The 22,374-nt window shown below is 71.4% G+C and carries 15 protein-coding genes and 1 pseudogene; 7 read left to right on the plus strand and 9 right to left on the minus strand.

The window, feature by feature from the left end; translation table 11 throughout:
* Nucleotides 1-103 precede the first annotated feature (103 nt).
* A complete protein-coding gene (locus ABZV42_RS08030) occupies nucleotides 104-2,110 on the minus strand; it encodes an RICIN domain-containing protein (protein WP_355980289.1) in 2,007 nt (668 codons plus the stop codon).
* Nucleotides 2,111-2,421: 311 nt separating this feature from the next.
* Between ABZV42_RS08030 and ABZV42_RS08035 the strand changes: the two genes are divergently transcribed.
* Nucleotides 2,422-3,171, plus strand: a complete 750-nt coding sequence (locus ABZV42_RS08035) for an MBL fold metallo-hydrolase (protein WP_355980291.1) — start codon at nucleotides 2,422-2,424, stop codon at nucleotides 3,169-3,171.
* A gap of 301 nt (nucleotides 3,172-3,472) precedes the next feature.
* Nucleotides 3,473-4,528 carry a UDP-glucose 4-epimerase GalE gene (gene galE / locus ABZV42_RS08040; protein WP_355980294.1) on the plus strand — a complete coding sequence of 352 codons (1,056 nt, stop codon included), beginning with the start codon at nucleotides 3,473-3,475 and terminating at the stop codon, nucleotides 4,526-4,528.
* A 45-nt stretch (nucleotides 4,529-4,573) separates the two neighbouring features.
* Here galE and ABZV42_RS08045 read toward each other — a convergent pair whose 3' ends face one another.
* From ABZV42_RS08045 to ABZV42_RS08055, 3 genes are all read right to left on the minus strand, one after another.
* Nucleotides 4,574-6,397, minus strand: a complete 1,824-nt coding sequence (locus ABZV42_RS08045) for a glycoside hydrolase family 15 protein (protein ID WP_356051207.1) — start codon at nucleotides 6,395-6,397, stop codon at nucleotides 4,574-4,576.
* A gap of 255 nt (nucleotides 6,398-6,652) precedes the next feature.
* Complete coding sequence (locus ABZV42_RS08050) at nucleotides 6,653-7,630, minus strand: UDP-glucuronic acid decarboxylase family protein (protein WP_355980298.1); 978 nt, start codon at nucleotides 7,628-7,630, stop codon at nucleotides 6,653-6,655.
* 19 nt (nucleotides 7,631-7,649) lie between these two features.
* Nucleotides 7,650-8,975: a UDP-glucose/GDP-mannose dehydrogenase family protein gene (locus ABZV42_RS08055; protein WP_356051209.1), complete on the minus strand. Its 1,326-nt coding sequence runs from the start codon at nucleotides 8,973-8,975 to the stop codon at nucleotides 7,650-7,652.
* Nucleotides 8,976-9,606: 631 nt separating this feature from the next.
* Between ABZV42_RS08055 and ABZV42_RS08060 the strand changes: the two genes are divergently transcribed.
* The 3 genes from ABZV42_RS08060 to ABZV42_RS08070 all read left to right on the plus strand — a co-directional run bounded on the left by ABZV42_RS08060 (nucleotide 9,607) and on the right by ABZV42_RS08070 (nucleotide 15,839).
* Complete coding sequence (locus tag ABZV42_RS08060; RefSeq protein WP_356051211.1) at nucleotides 9,607-10,356, plus strand: TetR/AcrR family transcriptional regulator C-terminal domain-containing protein; 750 nt, start codon at nucleotides 9,607-9,609, stop codon at nucleotides 10,354-10,356.
* 280 nt (nucleotides 10,357-10,636) lie between these two features.
* Nucleotides 10,637-15,112: an aminotransferase class I/II-fold pyridoxal phosphate-dependent enzyme gene (locus ABZV42_RS08065; protein WP_356051338.1), complete on the plus strand. Its 4,476-nt coding sequence runs from the start codon at nucleotides 10,637-10,639 to the stop codon at nucleotides 15,110-15,112.
* On the plus strand, nucleotides 15,096-15,839 hold the full coding sequence (locus tag ABZV42_RS08070; protein ID WP_355980305.1) for a class I SAM-dependent methyltransferase: 744 nt from the start codon (nucleotides 15,096-15,098) through the stop codon (nucleotides 15,837-15,839). Before ABZV42_RS08065 ends, ABZV42_RS08070 begins: the two co-directional genes overlap by 17 nt.
* An 87-nt stretch (nucleotides 15,840-15,926) precedes the next feature.
* Here ABZV42_RS08070 and ABZV42_RS08075 read toward each other — a convergent pair whose 3' ends face one another.
* From ABZV42_RS08075 to ABZV42_RS08090, 4 genes are all read right to left on the minus strand, one after another.
* The gene (locus ABZV42_RS08075) at nucleotides 15,927-16,784 is read right to left on the minus strand and encodes a GNAT family N-acetyltransferase (RefSeq protein WP_356051213.1); all 858 of its coding nucleotides are present in this window, start codon (nucleotides 16,782-16,784) and stop codon (nucleotides 15,927-15,929) included.
* A 258-nt stretch (nucleotides 16,785-17,042) separates the two neighbouring features.
* Nucleotides 17,043-17,336: a DUF1330 domain-containing protein gene (locus tag ABZV42_RS08080; RefSeq protein ID WP_356051215.1), complete on the minus strand. Its 294-nt coding sequence runs from the start codon at nucleotides 17,334-17,336 to the stop codon at nucleotides 17,043-17,045.
* A 33-nt stretch (nucleotides 17,337-17,369) separates the two neighbouring features.
* Nucleotides 17,370-18,803: an MFS transporter gene (locus tag ABZV42_RS08085; protein ID WP_356051217.1), complete on the minus strand. Its 1,434-nt coding sequence runs from the start codon at nucleotides 18,801-18,803 to the stop codon at nucleotides 17,370-17,372.
* Entirely contained in the window at nucleotides 18,800-19,162 is a 363-nt protein-coding gene (locus ABZV42_RS08090) for a MarR family transcriptional regulator (RefSeq protein ID WP_356051340.1), read from the minus strand. The genes ABZV42_RS08085 and ABZV42_RS08090 overlap by 4 nt, the downstream gene beginning before the upstream one ends.
* Before the next feature lie 183 nt (nucleotides 19,163-19,345).
* On the opposite strand from ABZV42_RS08090, the pseudogene ABZV42_RS08095 reads away from it, so the two are divergent.
* Nucleotides 19,346-19,606 (plus strand): annotated as a pseudogene (locus tag ABZV42_RS08095) (transposase); the annotation flags it as partial.
* A 71-nt stretch (nucleotides 19,607-19,677) separates the two neighbouring features.
* Here the strand turns inward: ABZV42_RS08095 and ABZV42_RS08100 are convergent.
* A complete protein-coding gene (locus tag ABZV42_RS08100) occupies nucleotides 19,678-20,448 on the minus strand; it encodes a chaplin (protein WP_356051219.1) in 771 nt (256 codons plus the stop codon).
* 265 nt (nucleotides 20,449-20,713) lie between these two features.
* On the opposite strand from ABZV42_RS08100, the gene ABZV42_RS08105 reads away from it, so the two are divergent.
* Entirely contained in the window at nucleotides 20,714-22,288 is a 1,575-nt protein-coding gene (locus tag ABZV42_RS08105; RefSeq protein WP_355980320.1) for an alpha/beta hydrolase, read from the plus strand.
* Nucleotides 22,289-22,374 lie beyond the last annotated feature (86 nt).

The raw sequence follows: 22,374 nt of genomic DNA on the forward strand, positions 1-22,374 counted from the left end.
CCGTGGCGAGTGTAGGGAACCGGGCGCGGGCCGCGCACCGGGTTTTCCCGCCCCGCTCACTGGCCCGTCGGCGTCAACCTGGCTGCGCCGGGGCCTGGTTCGCTCAGTTGCGGCTCCACTGCTGGTTCGTTCCGCCGTTGCACGACCACAGGACGATCGCCGTCCCGTTCGCCGTACCGTTGCCCGACGCGTCGAGGCACAGGCCGGAGACCTTGTTGGTGACGGTGCCGTTGGAGTTGACGGTCCACTTCTGGTTGGTGCCGCCGTTGCAGTCCCACAGGACGACCCGGGTGCCGTTCGCGGTGCCACTGTTGTAGGCGTCCAGGCACTTGTTGCCGTACACGACGAGTTCGCTCCGCGTGGTGGCGGTGAACGTCTGGTTCTGGCCTCCGCCGCAGTCCCACAGCTCGGCCTGGGTGTTGTCGGCGATGGCGCTCCTGAAGAAGTCCAGGCAGCGTCCGGAGCCGGTGCCGACGATCGCGGTGCCGTTGGTCCCGGGCAGGGCGCGGACCGTGACGGCGTCGACGTCGGGGGCGGTGCCCGAGGCCGCGAAGGCCAGCGTGTTGGAGCCCTTGGCCAGGGAGGCGAGGACGGAGACGGTGCGATACGTGGTCGACGACCCGGTGGGCGGGAAGGCGAGGGTCTGCGCGTACTGGCCGTTGACCTTCAGGGTCGCCCGGCGGGCCGTGGAACCGCCGTTGGCGTAGCTGACGTCGACGAGTTCCGTGCCCGCGGCGGCCGCGCCGACGCCTGTGAAGGTCGGGGTCGTCGCCGCGGTGGTGTCCTGGTACGTCGTCCCCGGGCCCTCGGTGCCGCCGACGGTGAGCAGGACGGCCTCGCCCGCGGGCACATTGGTGGTGTAACTCGTCCCGTAGGAACCGGCGTTGGTGGCCGACCACACGTTGCGGACCGAGGCCGCCGCCGTGGTCAGGCCCATGTCCGCCCAGCGGGCGGTGATGTCGGCGGCGGCGGACGTGCGGTTCAGCAGCAGGACCGCGCGTCTGCCGGTGCCGGCGAGGACCTTGCTGTAGACCTGAAGGCCCGTCGTGTCCTCGGCGACCTTGACGCCCTGGAGCCCGCGCGGATCCTGGTCGACGGCGATGGCCTCGGAGTCGGTGAGGATCGACGCGGTCGACGAGCTCATGGTGGCGAGGTTGTTGCCCGCGAGCAGCGGTGCGCCGGAGATGGCCCACAGCCCCATGTGGGTGCGGTTCTGGGCGGCGCTCAGACCCGTCATGCCGACGGTCATCATGTCGGGGTCGTTGTAGAAGCCGGTGTGCTGGGCGGCCGGGTGCAGCGACTTGTCGAAGTTCGCGAGGACGCTCGTCATCGAGGGGTTGTCGGGCCAGTAGACGATGTCGGTGCTGGTGCGCCACAGGTCACCGGTTCCGGCGGCCCAGTTCCAGGGGTTGCCGGTACCCCATTCGCACAGGGACAGGACGAGCGGGTGCCCGGTGACGGCGGTGGCGGCGGTGTTCGCGTCGCGGATCGCCTTGTACGTCGTCTCCTGGTCGAGACCCTCGGCGTCGCCGCCGCACCAGTCGACCTTGACGAAGTCGAAGCCCCAGTTCTGGAAGGTCTGGAGGTCCTGCTGGTTGTGGCCCTCCAGGCCGGTGCCGGGGGTGGCCGGGGTCGTGGAGGGCGTCGGGTAGTAGTAGCCGCAGCCGTTCTTCCCGGCGTCGGTGTAGATGCCGGCCTTCAGGCCCTTGCCGTGGATGTAGTCGGCGATGGCCTTCATGCCGCCCGGCCACCGGGCGCTGTCGACGCTGATGTTGCCGCCGCTGTCGCGGGCGCCCTGCCACCAGCCCTCGTCGATGTCGACGTACGTGTATCCGGCGGCGGCCATGCCGGAGGAGACGAGCGCGTCGGCCTGGGCCTTGACGGTCGCGTAGTCGACGGCACTCGCGAAGCTGTTCCAGGACGCCCAGCCCATCGGGGCCGGGGTGACGGCGGCCTGGCTGGTGGCGACGGCGGCCGGCGCGGCCCGCAGCGGCACGGCCGGGCGGCCGAGGCCGGTGAGCGCGGCGACGGCGAGCAGCAGGACGGCGGCATGGACACCGATGCGTCTGAGGAGGCGCACCGGACGGAGCATGTTCGAAAGGGGGGACATGCGGCTCTCCCTTGAGGGGTTTGTTCGCAGAGTCGAACAAAAGCAAACGCGGCTCGCCATATGGCAGCGTCTTGACCGCCACGCGTCAAGTCCCCTGCCACAAAGGGAAGTTGGTTCTCATCCCGCACTCCCCCGACACTCGGGCACCAGGACCAAAATCTGGCCCGTTCGCACGCCGCAGAAGCAACCGCGCCGGCGCGGACCCCCGGGACGGGAAGCCGCGGCGAAACACAGATCAAATCGCGCTCGCGATACGTTTCGCCCTGTCAGGGCCCGCTGGGCACTCGCAGTTATCCAACGTCAGGATGGTCATGCGCGAAGAAGCGATCGTCGAGGCAGCCGCCGGAGTTCATCTGGTGCACGGCAGCAACACGAACTGGGTGGTGCTGTCCGAGGGCGACTCCGTCACCCTGATCGACACCGGATACCCCGGTGACCGCGAGCAACTGCTGGCGTCGCTGAAGACCCTCGGCCACGCGCCCGAGGCCGTGACCGCCGTGCTCATCACCCACGCGCACAGCGACCACCTCGGCTCCGCCGAGTTCCTGAACCACACCTACGGGACGCCGGTCCAGCTGCACGAGAAGGAGGTGCCGCACGCGCGCCGCGAGTTCCTCCATCAGGTGAGCATCGGACAGATAGTGCGGCAGGCATGGCGCCCCGGCGTGCTGCCCTGGGCGGTGCACGCCATCCGCTCCGGCGGCACGGCGGACGTGACCATGACGAAGCCCGAGGCCTTCCCGCACGCGGGCGCGCTCGACCTGCCCGGCCGGCCCGTCCCGGTGCACACGCCCGGACACACGCCTGGCCACTGCGTCTACCACCTGCCGGACGCAGGGGTGGTCATCTCGGGCGACGCCCTGGTGAGCGGTCACCCCACGTCACGGATACAGGGTCCCCAGTTGCTGCCGAAGATGTTCGACACCGAGCGCTCCGCCGCTCTCGCCTCGCTCGAACTCATCGAGGCGCTCGCCGCCGACGTGCTGCTGCCGGGACACGGCCCCGTCCACCGCGCCCCGGTGCGCGAGGCGGCCCGGCGTGCCCGGGAACTGGCGGCCTGACGACACCCTCACCAGGGGGTGCCGCGCCGGTCACCCCTCGGTGGGCCGCCGCCGCTTGACGCGCGGGACAGACGGGGGCAGAGTTGCACATATACATCGTAAACATACGCAGTCAATCCGCTGGTTTCACTCAGAAGCGTCGCGCCATGGCGCCCAGCAGGCCGAATCGTGCGGAATCTCCCGGGGCAGGTCCCGGACGCACGGGCCGTCCGCCCCTCCCCGGGCACCGGCACCTGGCACGACGTGCCGGTGCGGCGCTCTCCTCCCGACCTCCGCCCGCGCACACGAAGGAGCCGGGCCCATGAGTGCCCCCTCGACCATTCTCGTCACGGGCGGCGCAGGATTCATCGGTAGTCACGCCTGTGTCGAACTGCTCGACCACGGCTACGAGTTGATCGTGGTCGACGACTACTCCAACAGCAGCCCACAGGTCTTCGCCCGGGTGGAACGCATCGCCGGCCGTTTCCTCGGCACCCTCTATGAACTGGACATCCGTGACCGCCGCGCGCTGTCGGCCGTCTTCGACCGTCACCCCGTTGACGCCGTCGTGCACTTCGCCGCGCACAAGGCCGTGGGCACGTCGACACGGAAGCCCATCGAGTACTACGACACCAACGTCGGCGGAACGACCGCGCTGCTGAACACCATGCACGAGCACGGGGTGCACCAGCTCGTCTTCTCCTCGTCCTGCTCCGTCTACGGCGAGGCCGGGCACGGACCGCTCGACGAGTCCACCCCGGCCCGGCCCACGAATCCGTACGCCGCCTCCAAGCTGATCTGCGAGCAGATCCTCGCCGACGTCTGCCGGCGTCACCCCGAGTACACCGTGCTGTGCCTGCGGTACTTCAACCCGGCGGGTGCTCATCCCAGCGGGCTCCTCGGCGAGGACCCCGGCGGTTCCCCGGAGAACCTGCTGCCGAACCTGGCCCAGGTGGCCATCGGCCGAAGGGAACGCCTGCGCGTCTTCGGCGACGACTACCCGACGGCGGACGGGACCGCGATCCGCGACTATCTGCACGTCATGGACACCGTCGAGGCCCATCGCGTCGCGCTCGACCACCTCGCGGACGGAACGGGCATGCACGTGTACAACCTCGGCCTGGGCAAGGGGAGTTCGGTCCTCGACGTGGTCGCGGCCTTCTCCGCGGCGTGCGGCAGCCCCGTCCCGTACGAGATGGTGCCGCGCCGTCCCGGAGATGTCGCCGAACTCGTGGCGGACGCCTCGGCCGTCGCGCACGCCTGGGGCTGGCACCCCTCGCGGAGCCTCGCCGACATGTGCCGGGACGCGTGGCGGTTCCAGCAGCTCAACCCGCAGGGCTACGCCGGATCCGCCCGGCGCACCTCCCCCGAGGACTGACCGGAAGCCCGGCAGCAGCCGGGCTTCCGGCACAACCGCCGAGGCCTACGCCAGAGACGCCGACTCCGACTCCGACTCCGACTCCGACAGCAGGAACGCGGTCTCCACCAGCGCGAGGTGGCTGAACGCCTGCGGCGCGTTGCCGAGTTGGCGACCGGCGTCAGGATCCCACTGCTCCGAGAGCAGACCGAGGTCGTTGCGGATCCCCAGCACCCTCTCGAACACCTCCGTCGCCTCCTCCCGGCGTCCGGTCGTGGCGAGGGCGTCTGCGTACCAGAGGGAGCACGCCACGAACGCGCCCTCGCTGCCGGGCATCCCGTCCACGCCGTGCACGCCGTGGCCGTTCGGCTCGTAGCGCCGCACGAACCCGCCGTGGGTCAGCTCCCGGATCGCGCGCACGGTGCCGCCCACCCTCTCGTCCCCGGCGGGCAGGAAACCCAGCCGGGGAATCAGCAGCGCCGAGGCGTCCAGCGCCCGCGAGCCGTAGGACTGGACGAACGATCCCCGCCCCGCGTCCCATCCCTCCCGGCACACCTGCCGGTGGACCTCGTCCCGCAGGGCCCGCCACCCGTCCGAGGAGCCGTTCCTGCCGAGCAGCTCGCCCATGCGCAGAGCCCGGTCCGCCGCCACCCAGGTCATGACCTTGGAGTGGACGAACTGCCGTGCGGGCCCGCGTACTTGCCACAGGCCCTGGTCCGGCTCGCGCCAGTGGCGGCGCAGGTGGCCCATCATGCCCTCCACCAGCCTCCACACATGGCCCGGCATGGGGATGCCCGCCCGCAGCGACAGCAGGAGCGCGTCGAGCACCTCGCCGTACACGTCGAGCTGGAACTGGCTCACCGCGGAGTTCCCGAAGCGCACCGGCCGCGAACCCTCGTATCCGGGCAGCCACGGCGCCTCCGTCTCCGGGAGCAGCCGCTGTCCGGCGACGCCGTACACGGTCTGGAGATCGGCGGGTTCCCCCGCGATGGCCCGTACCAGCCAGCCGAGCCAGGCCGTCGCCTCGTCGCGGTAGCCGCAGCGCAGGAGACAGGACAGCGTCAGCGCGGAATCACGCAGCCAGCAGTAGCGCTGGTCCCAGTTGCGTTCGCCGCCGATGGAGCCGGGCAGCGAGGTGGTCGGGGCGGCGACGATGCCGCCGGTGGGCGCGTAGGTGAGCGCCTTGAGCGTGATGAGGGACCGCACCACGGCGTCACGCCAGGGCCCGTCGTACCGGCACTGGGCCGCCCAGCGCCGCCAGAAGTCACCGGTCTCCTTCAGCACCGTCTCCGCCGGGACGGACAGCGGGGCGGGCGGTTCGGTCCGGTACGAGGGCGCCCACACGAACGTCAGGGTCGTCCTGCGTCCGGCCCGCACGGTGAAGTCGTGGACGATGGAGTCGCCTTCGCCGGGTTCCGCCTCCAGGCCCTCGGTGTTCAGCCAGACGGCGTCCGGCCCCGCGACGGCGACCGTGCAGGCCTCACCGGCCTGGATCCATGGCAGCACCCTGCCCTGGTGGAAGCGCAGCCGCAGTTCGCTGCGCATCGGCACGGATCCCCACAGGCCCTCCACCACCCTGACGATGCACGGCAGTTGACTGCGCGGCGGCATGAGGTCGATGACCCGCGCGGCGCCCGTGGCCGTCTCCCATCGGGACTCCAGGACGAGGGTGTCCGGCCGGTACGCCCGGCTCGTGCAGTGCGGGTGCTCCGCCCGGGAGACCGGCGCGACGCGCCAGAAGCCGTTGTCCGGTGTCCCCAGCATCGCGGCCAGACAGGCCGGCGAGTCGAACCGGGGAAGACACAGCCAGTCGACGGAACCGTCCCTGCCGACCATGGCAGCGGTTTCCAGATCGCTGATGAGGGCGTAGTCCTCGATGGGTGCGTTCATGATCGAAACCACGCCGCCGTGTTCTCTGCCGCCTTTTCAGGATACGGCGGCGGTACTGGAATTCGCATCCTGACCAGGAGCTTTGAGGTCCCGTCTGCCGGGTCGCGGACGGCGGCGCTCCGACACCGAGCCGCCCGCGGCCGCCCGCGTGGGCGACGGGCACTCGGTTCCCGGCCGGGCGACGACCTCCCGGCCCGGCACGCCCGGGTCGAGGTCATGTCCGGATCCGCCCCCTACGGCGATCGCCGGCGTCTTTCATGACGGGCGCCCCACCGGGGACTGACCGGATGACCGCGCGGGTGTCCGCGTCTGCGCCGCGAACCAGTCGACGGTGTGCCGCAGCCCCTCCTCCAGGGACACCCGCGGGTGCCACCCGAGTGCTTCTCGCGCTCGGGAGACGACGGGCCGCCGGCGGACCGGGTCGTCCGCGGGCAGGGGAAGGAAACGCAGTCCGCTGCGCGACCCGGTGATCATGACGACGAGCTCCGCGAGTTCCCGCACGGTCCGCTCGCTGGGATTCCCGAGGTTGAACGGGCCCGGCCGGTGGGAGTCGATCATGGCGATCAGGCCCCGGACCATGTCGTCGACGTAGCAGAAGCTCCGTGTCTGGCTGCCGTCCCCGAAGAGGGTCAGTGGCTCACCGCAGAGCGCCTGCCGGATGAAGCTGGAGACCACCCGGCCGTCGTACGAACGCATGCGGGGGCCGTAGGTGTTGAAGATGCGGACGATGCCCACGTCGACCGCCCGGGTCCGCCGGTACGCCATGGAGACGGCCTCGGCGTAGCGTTTGGCCTCGTCGTAGACGCTGCGGGGTCCGACGGGGTTGACGTGTCCCCAGTACTCCTCGTCCTGCGGGTGCACCTTGGGATCGCCGTAGACCTCGCTGGTGGACGCGAGCACGAACCGGGCCGAGTGACGGTCGGCGAGGCGCAGCATGTTCTCCGTCCCCCTGCTGCCGGCGGCCAGTGTCTCCAGCGGGAAGCGCTGGTAGTCGACGGGCGACGCGGGGCTCGCCAGGTGGACCACGGCGTCCACGTCGCCGGCGACGCTGAACCTCTCGGTGACGTCCCACGCCTCGAAGGCGAACCGGGGATCGTGCCGGAGCGGGGCGATGTTGGCCGGTCTGCCCGAGGAGAGGTTGTCCAGGCAGCAGACGCTGTCACCTCGGTTCAGCAGGGCCTCGCACAGGTGCGAACCCAGGAAGCCGCTTCCGCCGGAGACGACGACACGCATGGACTTCTCCTCCCCCGGCTCAGTTCGGCCCCGGACGGCCCAGCGCGTGCAGTGCCCATCCGGCCGAGCGCCACCGGGCCGGGTCCAGGGTGTTCCGCGCGTCCACCAGGACCGGGGAACGCACCACGGTCGCGAGCACGGCCGGGTCCAGGTCCCGGTACTGGGGCCATTCGGTCAGGTGCAGGACGACATCCGCCCGCTCGCAGGCCTTGGCCACGTCCAGGACGAACTGGAGCTCGGGGTGATCGGCCCGGGCGTTGTCGATGGCCTCGGGGTCGTGCACGCGGACCTGGGCTCCCCTGCGGCGGACCTCGTCGGCCACCACGAGTGCGGGCGAGTCCCGTACGTCGTCGCTGCCCGGCTTGAAGGCGGCGCCCAGCACCGCGACGCTGCGGTCGGCGAAGGAGCCTCCCACCAGACTCTCGGCGAGGTCGACGGTACGCAGTCGCTGCCGGGTGTTGATCTCGTCGACCTGGCGCAGGAACGCGACGGAGCCGGCCAGTCCGAGTTCCTCGGCGCGAGCGGCGAAGGCCCGGATGTCCTTGGGCAGACAGCTGCCGCCGAAGCCGAGTCCGGGGCTGAGGAATCGGGGGCCGATGCGCGAGTCCCGGCCCATCGCCTCGGCCAGAGTGAGCACGTCGGCGCCGGTGGCCTCGCAGATCTCGGCCATGGCGTTGATGAAGGAGATCTTGGTGGCGAGGAAGGAGTTGGAGGCGACCTTGACCAGTTCGGCGGTGGCCGGGTCGGTGGCGATGAACGGGGCGCCGGCGTCCAGGAGCGGCGCGTAGAGCTCTCTGAGCCGCGTCTCGGCCCACGCGCTGGTGGTGCCGGCCACGATGCGCTCGGGCCGCAGGGTGTCCTGGACGGCGCAGCCCTCGCGCAGGAACTCCGGGTTCCAGGCCACTTCCGCCCGTGGAGCGGTGGCGCGCAGCCGCTCGGCCAGACGGGCCGCCGTGCCGACCGGGACGGTGGACTTGCCGACCACCAGGGCCCGTTCGTGACCGCTGTCGCGCAGCCGGGGTGCCAGTCCGTCGACTGCCGCCTCGACGTGGCGCAGGTCCGCGGCGCCGGTGTCGGGGCGCTGTGGTGTGCCGACGCAGATGAAGTGGGTGTCGGCGAAGGCCGCGGCCTTCGCCGGTGAGGTGGTGAAGCGCAGCCGGCCGCTGTCGACGGCCCTCATGAGTGTGTCCGACAGGCCGGGTTCGAAGAACGGCGGCGTGCCCGCGGTCAGGGCGGCGATCCTGTCCTCGTCGACGTCGACGCCGAGCACCTCGTGCCCGATTTCCGCCATGCAGGCGGCGTGGACCGCCCCGACGTATCCGGTGCCGATGACTGTCAGGCGCATGTCGATCTCCGTGGTCGGGGCGTGGCCGGCTCATGGCCGAGGGTCTGGTGTCTGTTGTCCGTCCGGCGGGCGAGGCGTCAGGACCGCGCACTCCTGCTGGGATGCGTTCGGCGGCGGAGAGGCCGAACAGGCCTCGGCCGCGGGGTCGACGGCCCGTCGCACGGCCTCGGAGGCGAAGGCGGCGTGGACCCGCCGGTTGCCGTGCCGCACCTCGTGGCGGCCGGGTCCGCGCCCTCGGCGGGCGCCACCGGCAGCGGGAGCGCGGTCCGGCTTCCGGCCGCGTCGCCCGGTCGCCCCGAGCTCGGAGCGAGGGTCCTCCCGTACAGCATCGACGATCACCACCGGGTGCGGGCAAACTCGTATATTTACGCTGTATACGTATATCTTCACCCTTGGCTCGGCCCAGGTCAATCCAGGGCCGGACGGACTCCGGTGGACCCGCCGCGACCAGGCACTCCGACAGGGCCGTGACAGCCGGGACCGGACACCGGGGTGGGCTCACCGCCGACGGCACTTCCGTGCGCCACATGCGCCGAATGGTGTTGATTTGCGCATATGCCTACACCTCGCCCCACACGTGCATAGAGTCGGGATCAGGAGTGATTTCGGGCGGGCCGTACGGAGGCAGGGCATGGCCAGAGGACGGGCGCGGGACAAGGACGGCAAGCCCGCCGGACCGGCACGGCGGGCCAGCGACCGGGGCCACTACGGCCGGCTGAGCCGCGAACGCGTGCTCACCGCCGCCCTGGACCTGGTCGACGAAGAAGGCCTCGCCGCGCTGAGCATGCGCCGGCTCGGCGGCCGGCTCGGCGTGGAGGCCATGGCTCTGTACCGGTACGCGCAGGGCAAGGACGCCCTGCTGGACGGACTCGTCGAGGCCCTCTACCTCGAACTGGAGGAGCGTCTGTCCACCGGTTCCGTGCCGGAGGGCTCCGCCGCGCCGGACGGCGCCGCGTGGCGCGACGAACTGCACCGGATCGCCCGGTCCATGTACGAGGTATGCCTCGCCCATCCCCACGCCGTGCCGCTGCTCTCCACCCGCATGCTCGCCGTCCCGCTGGCCAGGAGACCGCTCGCCGTGCTCAAGGAGCAGGAGCGTGTGCTCGCACTGCTCCGGGACGCGGGCCTCGGCCAGGACCGCACCGCGGCGGTCTTCCGCGCCTTCACCGGCTGGGTGCTCGGCTACATCTCCGTCGAACTGCGCGCCATGGTGGACAACCCCGAGGAGGAGGACCCCGCCTTCCGTCTGGGGCTGCACCGGATGCCGCCCCAGGAACTGCCCCGGCTCCGCGAGATCGCCGTGACCCTCGCCGTGCGCGGCGGCCCGGACGGCCTGGACACCGGCCTGGACGCCCTGCTGGACCGCTTCACGGGGGACTGAGCCGTGGCCCGGGGGCAACGGAATTGAGATCGGGCGTCCGACGCGGCGGGACGCGCGGGCCCCGAAAACCTTCCGTCGCGCGGTGCCGCACGGACGCGGGGGTCACCCGGGCTGGAGATGCAGCGGCCCACCCCCCGTGCCTACGATCAACAATGCCCCAAACCCGGCGAACGGTCCTGTGCCGTCCGACGTAGGGAGGCGGTTCGGCTTGCTGCGGGTACTTCCCCTCAGGGGCCCCTTGCCGCGGCCACGGCGCCTCGGCGTGTACGCCCTCCTGGTGATGGCCACCACCGCCGTCTACATGGCCGTTTCCGCGACCCGGACCCCGTTGTGGGCCGTCATCGGGCTCGGCGGTGTGGCGGCGATGCTCACGGGAATCATCGTCAACCGCCCGGCCCACCGCTGGCCGTGGCTGCTGCTGGCCTCGGGGCTGCTGGCCTTCGCCGCGGGCGACACGTCGTACAACGTGATGGAGTCGTACTTCCACTTCAACAACCCGTTCCCGTCCGTCGCGGACGCCTGCTACCTCGCCTGCTATCCACTGTTCGCCGCCGGCCTGTACGGGCTCGTCCGCTACCGCTGGCCGGGCCACGACCTGCCGAGCCTGCTCGACGCGCTGATCTTCGCCCTGGGTCTCGCGCTGCCGGTCTGGGTCTTCCTGGTGCAGCCGCTCACCCATGCGCCGGGCATGACCTGGCAGCAGCGCGCCATCAGCATCGCCTACCCGCTCGGCGACGTCCTCGTCCTCGCGATGCTGGCCCGCCTGCTGGTGTCGAGCCCCGGCTCGGGCCGTAACCCCGCCCTCCAGCTCCTCGTCCTCGGAACGGCGACGCTGCTGACCTTCGACATCGCGTACGGGATTCTCCAGCTCAACAACCTGTGGCAGACCGGGACCGTGCTCGACTCGGGCTGGATCGTGTTCTACACAGCCTGGGGGCTCGCCGGAATGCATCCCTCCATGGTGGAACTCACCCGGCCCGTGGTGCACCGGGAGTCCCTGCGTCCCACCCGCCGCCGCCTGCTCTCGCTCTCCGCGGCCACCCTCGTGGCACCCGCGATCCTGCTCTACGAGGGGCGGCGCGGGAACGCTCAGGACGCCGCCGTGATCGCGGTCTTCTCCGCCGCGCTCTTCCTGCTGGTGCTCCTGCGCCTCTCCGGAATGGTGGTGGCCCACCGCAACGCCGTGGCCCGCGAACTGGCACTGCGCACCTCGGCGACGTCCCTCGTCGCGGCGATCCGGCCGCAGGACGTGGCGCGGACGTGCGACACCACGGTCAGCACCCTGTTCGGGCCCAAGGTCGCGCACCGCAGTCTCGTCCTGCCGGCCGAATACGCCAGCGGGCTGGTCACCCGCCGCACGCACCTCGTGCCCACAGCCGAGCTCGGGACGGACATCGCGGCCCGGCTCGACGGCCTGCCGACCACCCTGGTGTGCCCCATGATCCCGCCCGACGAGCCCGCCGGAGAACTGCCGGGCGTGCTGATGGCGGCCGGACCCGAGCAGCAACTCCGAGAGATCCAGAGCTCGTTGGAGATCCTGGCCTCGCACGCCGGGCTGGCCGTGGAACGCATCGCGCTGCGCCAGGAGATCATCCGCAAGGAGAGCGAGGCGTACTTCCGCACGCTGGTGCGCAACGCCTCGGACGTCATTCTCATCGTCGAGGACGACAACACGGTCCGGTACGCGAGCCCATCCGCGCGCGCCGTCTTCGGCCAGGTGGAACTGACCGGGGCACCGCTGCCCGAACTCGTGGACTCCAGCGACCGGACACGGGTCGTCAAGGGACTCGCCGCCCTGCGGAACGGCGGGCCGCCCGAGACCCACGACCACTGGTGGGTGCTGCGCGACGGCTGCCGCATCGAGGTGGAGGTGCGGTGCAGCGACCTGCGCGAGGACCCCACGGTGGCCGCTCTGGTCATCACCCTGCGGGACGTGACCGAGCAACGGCGGCTGGAACACGAGCTGACGGAACGGGCGTTCCACGATCCGCTGACCGGACTGCCCAACCGGACCCTGCTCCTGGAACGGATCGAGCGCGCTCTGCTGCGCAGCCGCCGCGGGACGACCCTCACCTGTCTGCTCTTCATCGACCTCGACGACTTCAAGATGGTCAACGACACGATGGGGCACTCCACCGGCGACCATCTGCTGACCGCCGTCGGCGAACGGCTCTCGGGCACCCTGCGCCGCACGGACACCGCCGCCCGGCTCGGGGGCGACGAGTTCGCGGTGCTGATGGAGGACGCGAAGAAGCCGCTCGACGCCGAGCTCCTGGCGGCTCAGGTGATTCAGGCACTGAGCAGACCGTTCAGCCTCCGCGAGGGCTCGGTGAGCGTGTCGGCGAGCGTCGGCGTGGCCACCGCGAGGGACAGCACGGACGCCGAGGAACTCCTCGGCCACGCCGATCTGGCTCTCTACGCGGCCAAGGCGGCGGGCAAGCGGCAGTGGCGCAGGTTCCTGCCGCGCCTTCGGGTGCGGATGGTGGAACGGCACGATCTCCAGGCACGCCTCGACGGCGCGGTGGCCCGGTCCGAGTTCACGCTGCGCTACCAGCCCGTCGTCGACATCGCCGCGGGCGAGGTCGTCGGCTTCGAGGCGCTGGCCCGCTGGCCGCATCCGCAGCACGAGCCGGTACCGCCGGAACAGTTCATCGCCCTCGCCGAGGAGACCGGGCACATCACGCCGCTGGGCGCGTGGGTCCTGTCGAACGCCGTCACGGACATCGCCGGACTCCAGAAGGCGGCCGACGGCGCCGACCCGCCGTACGTCAGCGTGAACGTCTCCCCCCGCCAGTTCCGCGACAGCGGTTTCCTGGGCGAGGTGCGCAAGGCGCTGGACACACCGGGGCTCGCCCCGGGGTCGCTCCAGCTGGAGCTCACCGAGACCGTGCTGATGCGCCGGGACGCGCAGATCCAGGCGGTCCTTTACGCGCTCAAGGACCTCGGAGTGCACATAGCCGTCGACGACTTCGGCAGCGGCTACTCGTCGCTGCGGTATCTGCGGGACTTCCCCGTCGACGTACTGAAGATCGACAAGACGTTCATCGACGACATCGCGCTGGACACACGGCAGGTCGCGCTCGTCGAGGGAATCGTCGGTCTCGCCGACACCCTGGGCATCCAGGTGATCGCCGAGGGGATCGAGGAACCGGTGCAACGGGATCTCCTGGCCGGCATGGGATGCCGGTTCGGACAGGGGTTCCTCTTCGCCCGGCCGATGACGGTGCAGCAGAGCGAGTTCCTGCTGAGGCAGCGCGACGGGGTCCGCACCCCGGTACAGTCCGCCGCCGCGACGGCGGAAGCGAGGTACGGAATGGGACAGACGGATCCGGGATCCGCCGACCCCCGCGAGGAGCGGTCCTCCCCGCCCGACACGGCGGGGACCGACGGCACACCGAGCGAGGGCGCGCGACCCGACGGCACGAGTGGCGAGGCCGCACGGCCCGACGGCGAACAGACCGGGAGCATTCGACGCGAGGACACACAGACCGACGGCACACAGACCGAGAGCACACGCCGCTCCAGACGCTGGCGCGATCTGGAGCACCTGCGGCAGACCAGCCCCATGAGCGACGCCGTGCTGGACGAGGTACGCGGCCGGCACATCCGCAGCGGCGACCACTGGATGATCGACTTCGCCTCCTGCAACTACCTCGGCTTCGACTGCGATCCGGAGATCATCCAGGCGATCGAGCCGGCCGTACGCCGCTGGGGCACCCACCCCAGCTGGTCGCGGCTGATCGGCAGTCCCCGGCTGTATCCGGACATCGAGGAGCGACTCGCCGACCTGCTCGGCGCGCCGGACACACTGCTGCTCCCCACGGCGACCCTGATCCATGCCTCGGTGATCCCCGCCCTGGCCGGCCAGGGCCATGTCTTCGTCGAGGCCACGGCGCACCGGACCGTGTTCGACGGGTGCGTGGGGGCCCGCGGGCAGGGCGCGACATTGCGCCGGTTCCACGCCGAACGCCCCGACGAACTCGCCGCCATGCTCGACGAGGTACCCGCCGGACTGCCCAGGCTCGTCTGCCTGGACGGCGTGAACAGCATGAGCGGGAACATCCCCGACCTGACGAGGCTGGCCGAGGTGTGCAGGCCGCGGAACGCCCTGATGTACATCGACGACGCGCACGGCTTCGGCGTCATCGGGGAGCGCGGCCCGCACGAGTCGTGTCCGTACGGGGACCGCGGCAACAGCGTCGTACGGCACACCGGGGAGTCGTACGAAGGGATCGTGCTCGTCGGCGGTTTCTCCAAGGCGTACTCGTCGCTGCTGGCCTTCCTCGCCCTGCCCAGCGCGCTCAAGGACCGCCTCAAGACGACCGCGGCCCCCTACCTCTACTCGGGCCCCTCGCCCACCGCCTCCCTCGCCACGGCGCTGGCCGGTCTCGACGTCAACGACACCCGCGGCGACGCCATCCGGGCCGATCTCTACCGCAAGACCGTGCGGGTGCTCGATCATCTGGAGGCACTGGGGGCGGGCACGCTCAACACCGACCGTCTGCCGATCATCGAGATCCCCCTGGCCGACGCCGACGACCTGGACGCGGTCGGCGGGTTCCTCTGGGACAACGGCATCTATGTGACCCTGGCGGCCTATCCCCTGGTCCCGCGCGACCGGGTCGGTTTCCGGGTCCAGCTGACGGCGCTCAACTCCGACGACGACGTCGACCGGCTCAACGACACACTCACCCGGCTCACCGAGCGCTATCGGCTGCGACCGAGGGACGGAGTCCGCGATGGCGGTCCTCAATGACGACGTGAACTGGGACAGCTGGCCGGTCGAGGACTACCTGACGGAGAACTACCGCGAGCTGCATCCCTCGGACGCGGCGGTCATCACCCACCACAGCGCGTTCTACCGCGAGTTCGCGCCGGACGGCGTCGCCCGGTCCGTGGAGATCGGGGCGGGTCCCAATCTCTACCCGCTGATCCTCGCGTCGGCCGCGAGCCGCCGGATCGACGCCGTGGAGGCGGGTGCCTCCAACGCCGCTTATCTGGAGCAGCAGTTGAACGGGCCGCCGGACCGGAGCTGGCTGCCCTTCCACGCGCTGTGCCGCAGCCTCAACCCCGCCGTACCCGAGACCCTGGAGGAGTCGCTGTCCCCGGTGCGGCTCGTGCACGGCGACCTGAGGTCCGTCGAACCGGGAGGCTACGGCCTCGCCTCCATGCACTTCGTGGCCGAGGGCGTCACCGAGGACTTCGAGGAGTTCAAGGACTTCTGCCGCCGGTTCGTCGGGTGCGCGGAACCGGGCGGGCATCTGGTCGCCGCCTTCATGGAGAACATGCCGACCTACAGGATCGGCGCCGCGTCCCGCTGGCCGGGCTGCCCGGTGGACACGGACGTGATCACCGAGGTGTTCACCCCGCTCACCGACGGGCTCACGGTCAGCCGCATCCCCTCGGATCCGACCCTGCCGGACTACGGAGACTCCGGGATGCTCCTGCTCACCGGGGTGGCCGCGGCCCGCCCCCGGGACTGAGCGACCGCCACCGCGCCCGCCCCTCGGGTCGAACCACCGTCACCGCCACCGCTCCCGACGCCTACGAGGCCGTAAACCCCTGCCGGGTCAGCCCAGTTCGAGTGACGTCACGCCGTGGACCCGTTCCCGCGCCGACGCCCTGACCGGGCCGGTGTACATGCGGGCCGTCTCGAAGGAGGGGGCCAGGCCGAGCTGTTCGGCGAGGGCGACGGCCGAGGTGTTCGTCCGGGGCACGTCGATGGCGAGCGCCCTGCCGCCCGCGTCGGCGGCGAGCGCGGTGAACAGGGCGCGGGCGTCCTCGGCCGTGTCGGCGAACAGGGGGCCGATCCGCAGGCAGTCACGCGCCGGACGGATCACCGCATACCCGCTCAGCCGGCCGCCGTCGCCGTGCCGGACGAAGGTGCGGTGTCCGGGGGTTGTCAGCCACGACTCCAGGAACGCCGGCCGGTCGGCCGGCTGACAGGCACTGTCGTACGCCGTGATCGCGGCCCGATCCACCGGCTCGGCCGACCGCACGCCCGACGGCTGCTCCCCCACGGGGGCCACGCCGGTGAACCGGACGGTCCTGTAGGCGAGTTCGAAACCGGACTTGCGGTAGTTGTCCTGCTGCGCGACCACGCCGTCGAGGCCGACGGTCCGGCCGCCCGCGTGGGCCAGGGCCGTCTCCCAGGTGGCGAGGCCGTATCCGTTCCCGCGCAGATCGGGGCGTACGAGATAGAAGCCCAGGAAGGCGTAGTCGGCGCTGTAGTTGACCATCGAGATGGCCGAGACCGGCTCCCCGTCGACGCGTCCGATGAAGAAGCCCCCGGGATCCTGCGCGAAGAAACTCACGCTGTCGGACAGGCCGGGATTCCATCCCTCGTCCGCCGCCCAGCCGCCGACGACCTTCCAGTCGTCGAGCGTGGCCTGGCTGACGACGAGGCCGTCGGGTCCCGGAGAGGTCATGGGGCACTCCAATGCGTACGGGTCGGGTGCGCGCCGGCGTTCGGGGCGCGGGGTGCGCCGGTAGGTGGGACGCGGGGTGCGCCTGCCGGTCGCCCGCGCAGCATCCTTGCCGATCTCCGCGCCGGACGCAGCGACAGGCACCGCCCGCGGGAAGGGATTCGGCCACTTCGGCAGGCACCCCGCCCGGCACGACGCCGCTCCCCTGGGCCGTTTCTCACGGATCACCGCACAAGTGGTGAAGATCCGACTGGGCCTCGGTCAGTCGATGCCTTCGACGATGCGGAAGTCGCGCTCGACGCCGTCGGAGAGGGCGACCAGCGCCTCCTGGTAGGCCGCACTCTCGTGCGCCGCGACGGCCTGCTCGAAGCTGTCGAACTCGATCAGGATGGTGCGCTCGGCGATTCCGGCGTCATGCGCCACGACCCGACTGTCACGGGCGAGGATCCGACCGCCCCCGGCCTTGACGGCCGGACCCGCCAGCTTGTTGTAAGCAGCCAGCTTCTCAGGGTCTGAAATGGCGCGGTAGGCGCTGACCCAGTAGCCCTTGGGCATGGAACCTCCAGTGTTGGGATGAGTGCATCCGACTTACGGGTTGGTCTCGGACGAGCCTCGGCGGGCGAGAGCGAGGCTTGCCAGCGTCGTGATCGCCATGGCGCCGATGCCGACCAGCGCCGCGGTGGTGTAGGCGCTGTCGTCGGGGAAGAGGTGGCCGGGGCCGGTGCCCGCGGCGAGGATCAGGCCGCCGATGGCGCTGCCCAGGGAGTACCCGACGCTGCGGACGACGTAGTTGAAGCTCATGGCGCTCGACGTCTCGCTCTTGGGGGTGACGGCCAGGATGACGCCGGGCATCGCGGCCGAGAAGCCACCGACGCCGAAGCCGAGCACGCCCATCGCCGCGAACAGTTCGGCCAGGTCCGACCGGGCCGCCGCGAACAGGGCGAACCCGCCGCCGACCACGACGGCGCTGCCGGCCAGGAGCAGGGGGTCGGCGATCCGCGTCCGGACCCGCGGTGTGAGCTTGCCGGCGACCAACCCCAGCACCGAGAACGGGATGAGGACCAGCCCGGCGACGAAGGTCGTCAGCCCGAAGCCGTACCCGGCGCCGTGCGGCGTCTGCGCGTACCGGGTGATGAGCGTGAGCAGGAGGTACATGCCGATCCCGCCGACGAACATGGCGAGGTTCGCCCCGGCGACCGCCGGGTGCCGCACCGCCCGCACATCGACCAGGGGCGTCGTGCTGCGCAGTTCGATGGCGGCCCAGACGCAGAGCAGCACCACCGCTACGACGGCGAGGCCCGCCGCCACGGCGAGGTGCCGGCTCCACAGATTCCGTTCGCCGGCGAGGAACAGCACCAGGAGCAGCGCAGCGGCCAGGACGACCGCGCCAACAACGTCCACGTGGGCGGAGCGGCCTTCGGGGGCTTCGGGCATGGAGCGCCACGCGGTCAGGAGGGCGCCGGTGGTGACGACCAGGCCGAGGCCGTAGGCGGCCCGTACCCCGCCGAGCTCGGCGAGCAGTGCGGCCAGCGGGTAGCCGACGCCGGCCCCGATGATCGAGACCACCGAGATCAGGGCGATCACGGCCGCGCTGCGCTCCTCGGGGAGGTGGTCCCGGGCCACGCCCATCATCAGCGCCGTCAGCCCGAGCCCGACGCCCTGGGCCGCCCTGCCGGCCAGCAGCCACGCGAACGGCAGCGGCAGCACGGTGAGCGCGCTGCCGGCGACGACGACCGCCAGCGTGGCGAGGATCGTGGCCCGCCGGTGCGGGCCCGCTCCGAGCCGGCCCAGGACCGGCGTGGCGACGGCGCCGCTGAGCAGCGCGACGGTCAGCGTCCACTGCGCGCTGCCGAGCGAGACGTGGAACGAGGTCGCCACGCTGGTGATGAGCGGCGTCCCGAGGCTGGCGACCGCCGCCACGACCAGAGCGATGAACATCAGGGCGGGGACCAGCAGCCGCGCCTCGGAACGCGCCACCGGGAACGCCTTCACCGCGACCCCGCCGACCGGCTGCCCGGTCACTGCTTCGGCCCTTCGCGGTCCTGGCTTTCGAGCGCTGCCAGATGCTTCAGCGCCGGAAGGGCCGCCACCAGCGCCTCGACCTCGTCGCCGGTGAGCTCGCCGATCAACCGCTCGAACGCGTGGACGCCCGCCTGGCGCCGCGTCCGGACATAGGAGGCGCCGGCCTCGGTCAGGCACACCAGCGTGACCCGCTTGTCGGACGCGTCGCCCCGCCGCTCGACCAGGCCGGACTCCTCATTCACCCGGACCAGGGCGGTCATCGCGGGCTGGGTGACGCCCTCGACTGCGGCCAGATCGGTGATGCGCCGCGGGCCGGTCCGGTCCAGGGTGGCCAGGGTGGCGGCGGACGTCAGGCTCATGTCCCGTGGCAGGCGTCTCGCGGCCCTGGTGGCCAGGCCGTAGAGGGCTGCCCCGATGGCGGCGGACGCGCCAGGAGCGGCGTCTTGACGACTCATGCTCGAAGCATAGCATTTTTATATTCATAGTTTATGTAAATGGTCGACCGGCGCGGGCGGCCTCGACCGCTGGGAGCCGGTGACGTCGCGGTGCGCTGCCGCATCGACTTCACGTACGCCCTCGGCCTGAAGCTGGAAGACCCCGGCTTCCACCACAGCGTCCTGTCCGACTTCCGCGACCGGCTCGCCGAGGGCGACCGCGCCGACCGGCTGCTGGGCCTCGCGCTCACCCGGATCCGGCGGGCCGGCTTGCTCAAGGGCCGCGGCACCCGGCGCACCGACTCCACCCACATCCTGTCCGCCGCAAGGGAGCTGACCCGCCTGGAGCTGGTGACCGAGGCGGTCCGCGGGAGACGGACATGAAGGAGGCTCCACCGGTCACCCGTCCGATGGAGCCTCCCGTCCGTGATCGCCGCGGGTCAGTGCGCCGAGGCGGGACGGAACCGGCGGTACAGGACGGCGCCGCCCAGCAGCATCGCCGCGCTCGCCGCCACGGCGGACATCGTGCCGTCCGCGCCCGTGTGGGCGAGGGTGGCCGCGGTCGCGCTCCGCGGCAGTACCTTCTCCGGCGTTCCGGCGTCGGGCGTCACCGCGCTCGGCGTGGACGGCCTCGGGGCGGGTTTCGCGGGGTGGTGCTCCCGCACCGGCTCGGCGCCCGAGGTGTTGACCGACTCGTTCCCGACGGCCGGGTTGCCGAGGCCGACCACCGTCACGGAGTTGCCGCTGACGTTGACCGGGAGATCCACCGGAAGCTGGAGGCCGTTGCCCGAGAGCACACCCGGCGAATCCTTTCCGCTCCCGTGCGCCACGGCGCCCCCACCACCACCGGCCACACCGCCGTGACGGTCACCGCCACCGACCGTGCCGCCATGCCCGGCGGTGCCGCCGCCGACGTGCCTTCCGGCTCCCCCGTGCCGCCCGCCGCCGGTCCGGGAGGCCCCGCCTTCGGCGCTCCCGTTGGCGCAACGGTTGCCCGCGGCGGGGTTGAGCAGCCCGGCCACGTTCACCGTGTTCCCGCACAGGTTCACGGGGACGTCCACGGGCAGCTGGACGGTGTTGCCGGAGATCAGGCCGGGCGAGCCTGCCGCCGCGCCGTCCGCCGCGGAGTCGGCGTGGGCCGGCATCGCCGCCACCAGCGCGCCCGAGGCGGCGGCCGCGGCGATCAAACCATTTCGGGTCACCCGTTTCATACGTTCACTGCCTTCCTGACAACGACGTGGGCGCTCGCCCACATTGCCAAGAACGCCGGTGGACGGTCCGAGTTATGGCCTGTCGGCCTTTCACTCCATCGAGCGTCACGTATTTCGAACGCCCTGAGCACCCCGCGAGGGAGACAACGGCGCCGGTCAGGGGACTCCGGCCGGTCCCGGCGCCCGGAGGCGGGCCCCCGGGGCCGCGTCTATCGTGATCCGGGAGGTATCGCCGGTCCACCGCAGGCGACCCCTGGAGGCAGGCATGCTGTCCGTGCACCAACGCTTCGCGGTCGTGGGAGCCGCCACCGCGACGCTGACCCTGCTGGCGGCCGGTCTGCCGACGGGGGCGACGGCCGACGACCAGCCCGGTCTGGCCACCTTCTACCGCCAGAGGGTCGCATGGGCGGCCTGCAAGGGCGACGGCATGCCCAAGGACCTGCAATGCGGCAAGGTCACCGTCCCGCTGGACTACGCGCGGCCGGACCGCGGCACGCTCGATCTGGCGCTGGCCCGCTACCGGGCGACGGGCCGTTCACGGGGTTCGGTGCTGCTGAACTTCGGCGGTCCCGGCGGTGCGGGCATACCCGGGCTCGCCGCTGGCGGCAAGGACTTCATGGGTCTGACGAACGGCTACGACGTGGTGACCTTCGACCCCCGGGGCGTCGGCCGGTCCTCGCCCGTCAGCTGCGGCGACGGCGCGGACGAGATCTTCGGGGCGACAGCCACCGGCTCCGACGTGCAGGCGGCGCTCAAGGCGGTCAAGAAGGCCGCGGACACCTGTGCGGAGCACTCGGGGGCGGTCCTCCCCCACATCGGCACGGTCAACGCCTCCCGCGACCTGGACGTGATGCGCCAGGCGCTCGGCGACAAGAAGCTCAACTACCTCGGATTCTCGTACGGAACACGGCTCGGCGCGGTGTACGCGGCCCAGTTCCCCAAGAAGACGGGACGGATGGTGCTCGACGGCGTCGACACCCTCACCGAGCCGATCACCGAGCAGGGCCTCACCGGCGCGGAAGGACAGCAGACCGCCCTCGACGACTTCATCACCTGGTGTGCGAAGAACCTGGCCTGCCCGTTCGGACAGGACGCGCGCAGCGCGGGCGAGCAGGTGGTCCAGCTCGTGAAGTCGCTCGACGAGGAGCCGGTGCCCTCGGACTACGGCCAGGAGTTCACCGGACAGGACCTGGTGGGGGCGATCGGCCTGGCGCTCTACAGCAAGGCGATGTGGCCCGTCCTGGAACAGGCCCTCGGTCTGCTGGTCCAGGACGGCGACACCCACGGACTGAACCAGCTGTACGGCGGTGCCTCCCTGCCCGGCACCTCCACACCCGTCCGGCAGCGGCCGAAGCACAGCGGGCTCGTCGACGCCGAGGACGTCCCCCTCGACAACCTTCCCGCCGCCCTGATGGCCGTCAACTGCGCCGACGACCCCGACCGGCCGAGCGCCGGCGAGGTCGCCCGGCAGGTCGCCCAACTGCGCGCCGCCTACGAGGAGGCCTCGCCGGTCTTCGGCCGGTACCGGCTGGCCCAGGTGCTGATGTGCTACGGCCGCCCGAAGGGCACCGACTACATACGCGAGAAGGTCCGCGACGTACCCGCCCCGAAGATGCTGCTCGTCGGCACCCGCGGGGACCCGGCGACCCCCTACCGCTGGACCGAGGAGACCGCGAAGCGTCTCGGTTCCGCCGCGGTGGTGCTCGACAACAAGGGCGACGGGCACACCGGGTACGCGTCCTCGAAGTGCGTGCACCGCAAGGTCGACGACTTCCTGCTGTACGGGTCGCTGCCGGCCGGCGGCAGCTACTGCGGTCCGCAGGACGCGGACGGCTACTGACGGACACCCCACAGGGTGAGCGTGACACCCCGAGCGGGTGTCACGATCGGCGGCTTTCGTCCCCATGCGTTTGACTCATGGGGTGC

The organism is Streptomyces sp. NPDC005281, assembly GCF_040607495.1.
Classification (GTDB): Bacteria; Actinomycetota; Actinomycetes; order Streptomycetales; family Streptomycetaceae; genus Streptomyces.

Bases quoted from the DNA above. Each gene is read 5' to 3' on its own strand.
- ABZV42_RS08030 (WP_355980289.1), bottom strand. From the start codon at position 2,110: ATGTCCCCCCTTTCGAACATGCTCCGTCCGGTGCGCCTCCTCAGACGC.
- ABZV42_RS08035 (WP_355980291.1), top strand. From the start codon at position 2,422: ATGCGCGAAGAAGCGATCGTCGAGGCAGCCGCCGGAGTTCATCTGGTG.
- galE (WP_355980294.1), top strand. From the start codon at position 3,473: ATGAGTGCCCCCTCGACCATTCTCGTCACGGGCGGCGCAGGATTCATC.
- ABZV42_RS08045 (WP_356051207.1), bottom strand. From the start codon at position 6,397: ATGAACGCACCCATCGAGGACTACGCCCTCATCAGCGATCTGGAAACC.
- ABZV42_RS08050 (WP_355980298.1), bottom strand. From the start codon at position 7,630: ATGCGTGTCGTCGTCTCCGGCGGAAGCGGCTTCCTGGGTTCGCACCTG.
- ABZV42_RS08055 (WP_356051209.1), bottom strand. From the start codon at position 8,975: ATGCGCCTGACAGTCATCGGCACCGGATACGTCGGGGCGGTCCACGCC.
- ABZV42_RS08060 (WP_356051211.1), top strand. From the start codon at position 9,607: ATGGCCAGAGGACGGGCGCGGGACAAGGACGGCAAGCCCGCCGGACCG.
- ABZV42_RS08065 (WP_356051338.1), top strand. From the start codon at position 10,637: ATGGCCACCACCGCCGTCTACATGGCCGTTTCCGCGACCCGGACCCCG.
- ABZV42_RS08070 (WP_355980305.1), top strand. From the start codon at position 15,096: ATGGCGGTCCTCAATGACGACGTGAACTGGGACAGCTGGCCGGTCGAG.
- ABZV42_RS08075 (WP_356051213.1), bottom strand. From the start codon at position 16,784: ATGACCTCTCCGGGACCCGACGGCCTCGTCGTCAGCCAGGCCACGCTC.
- ABZV42_RS08080 (WP_356051215.1), bottom strand. From the start codon at position 17,336: ATGCCCAAGGGCTACTGGGTCAGCGCCTACCGCGCCATTTCAGACCCT.
- ABZV42_RS08090 (WP_356051340.1), bottom strand. From the start codon at position 19,162: ATGAGCCTGACGTCCGCCGCCACCCTGGCCACCCTGGACCGGACCGGC.
- ABZV42_RS08100 (WP_356051219.1), bottom strand. From the start codon at position 20,448: ATGAAACGGGTGACCCGAAATGGTTTGATCGCCGCGGCCGCCGCCTCG.
- ABZV42_RS08105 (WP_355980320.1), top strand. From the start codon at position 20,714: ATGCTGTCCGTGCACCAACGCTTCGCGGTCGTGGGAGCCGCCACCGCG.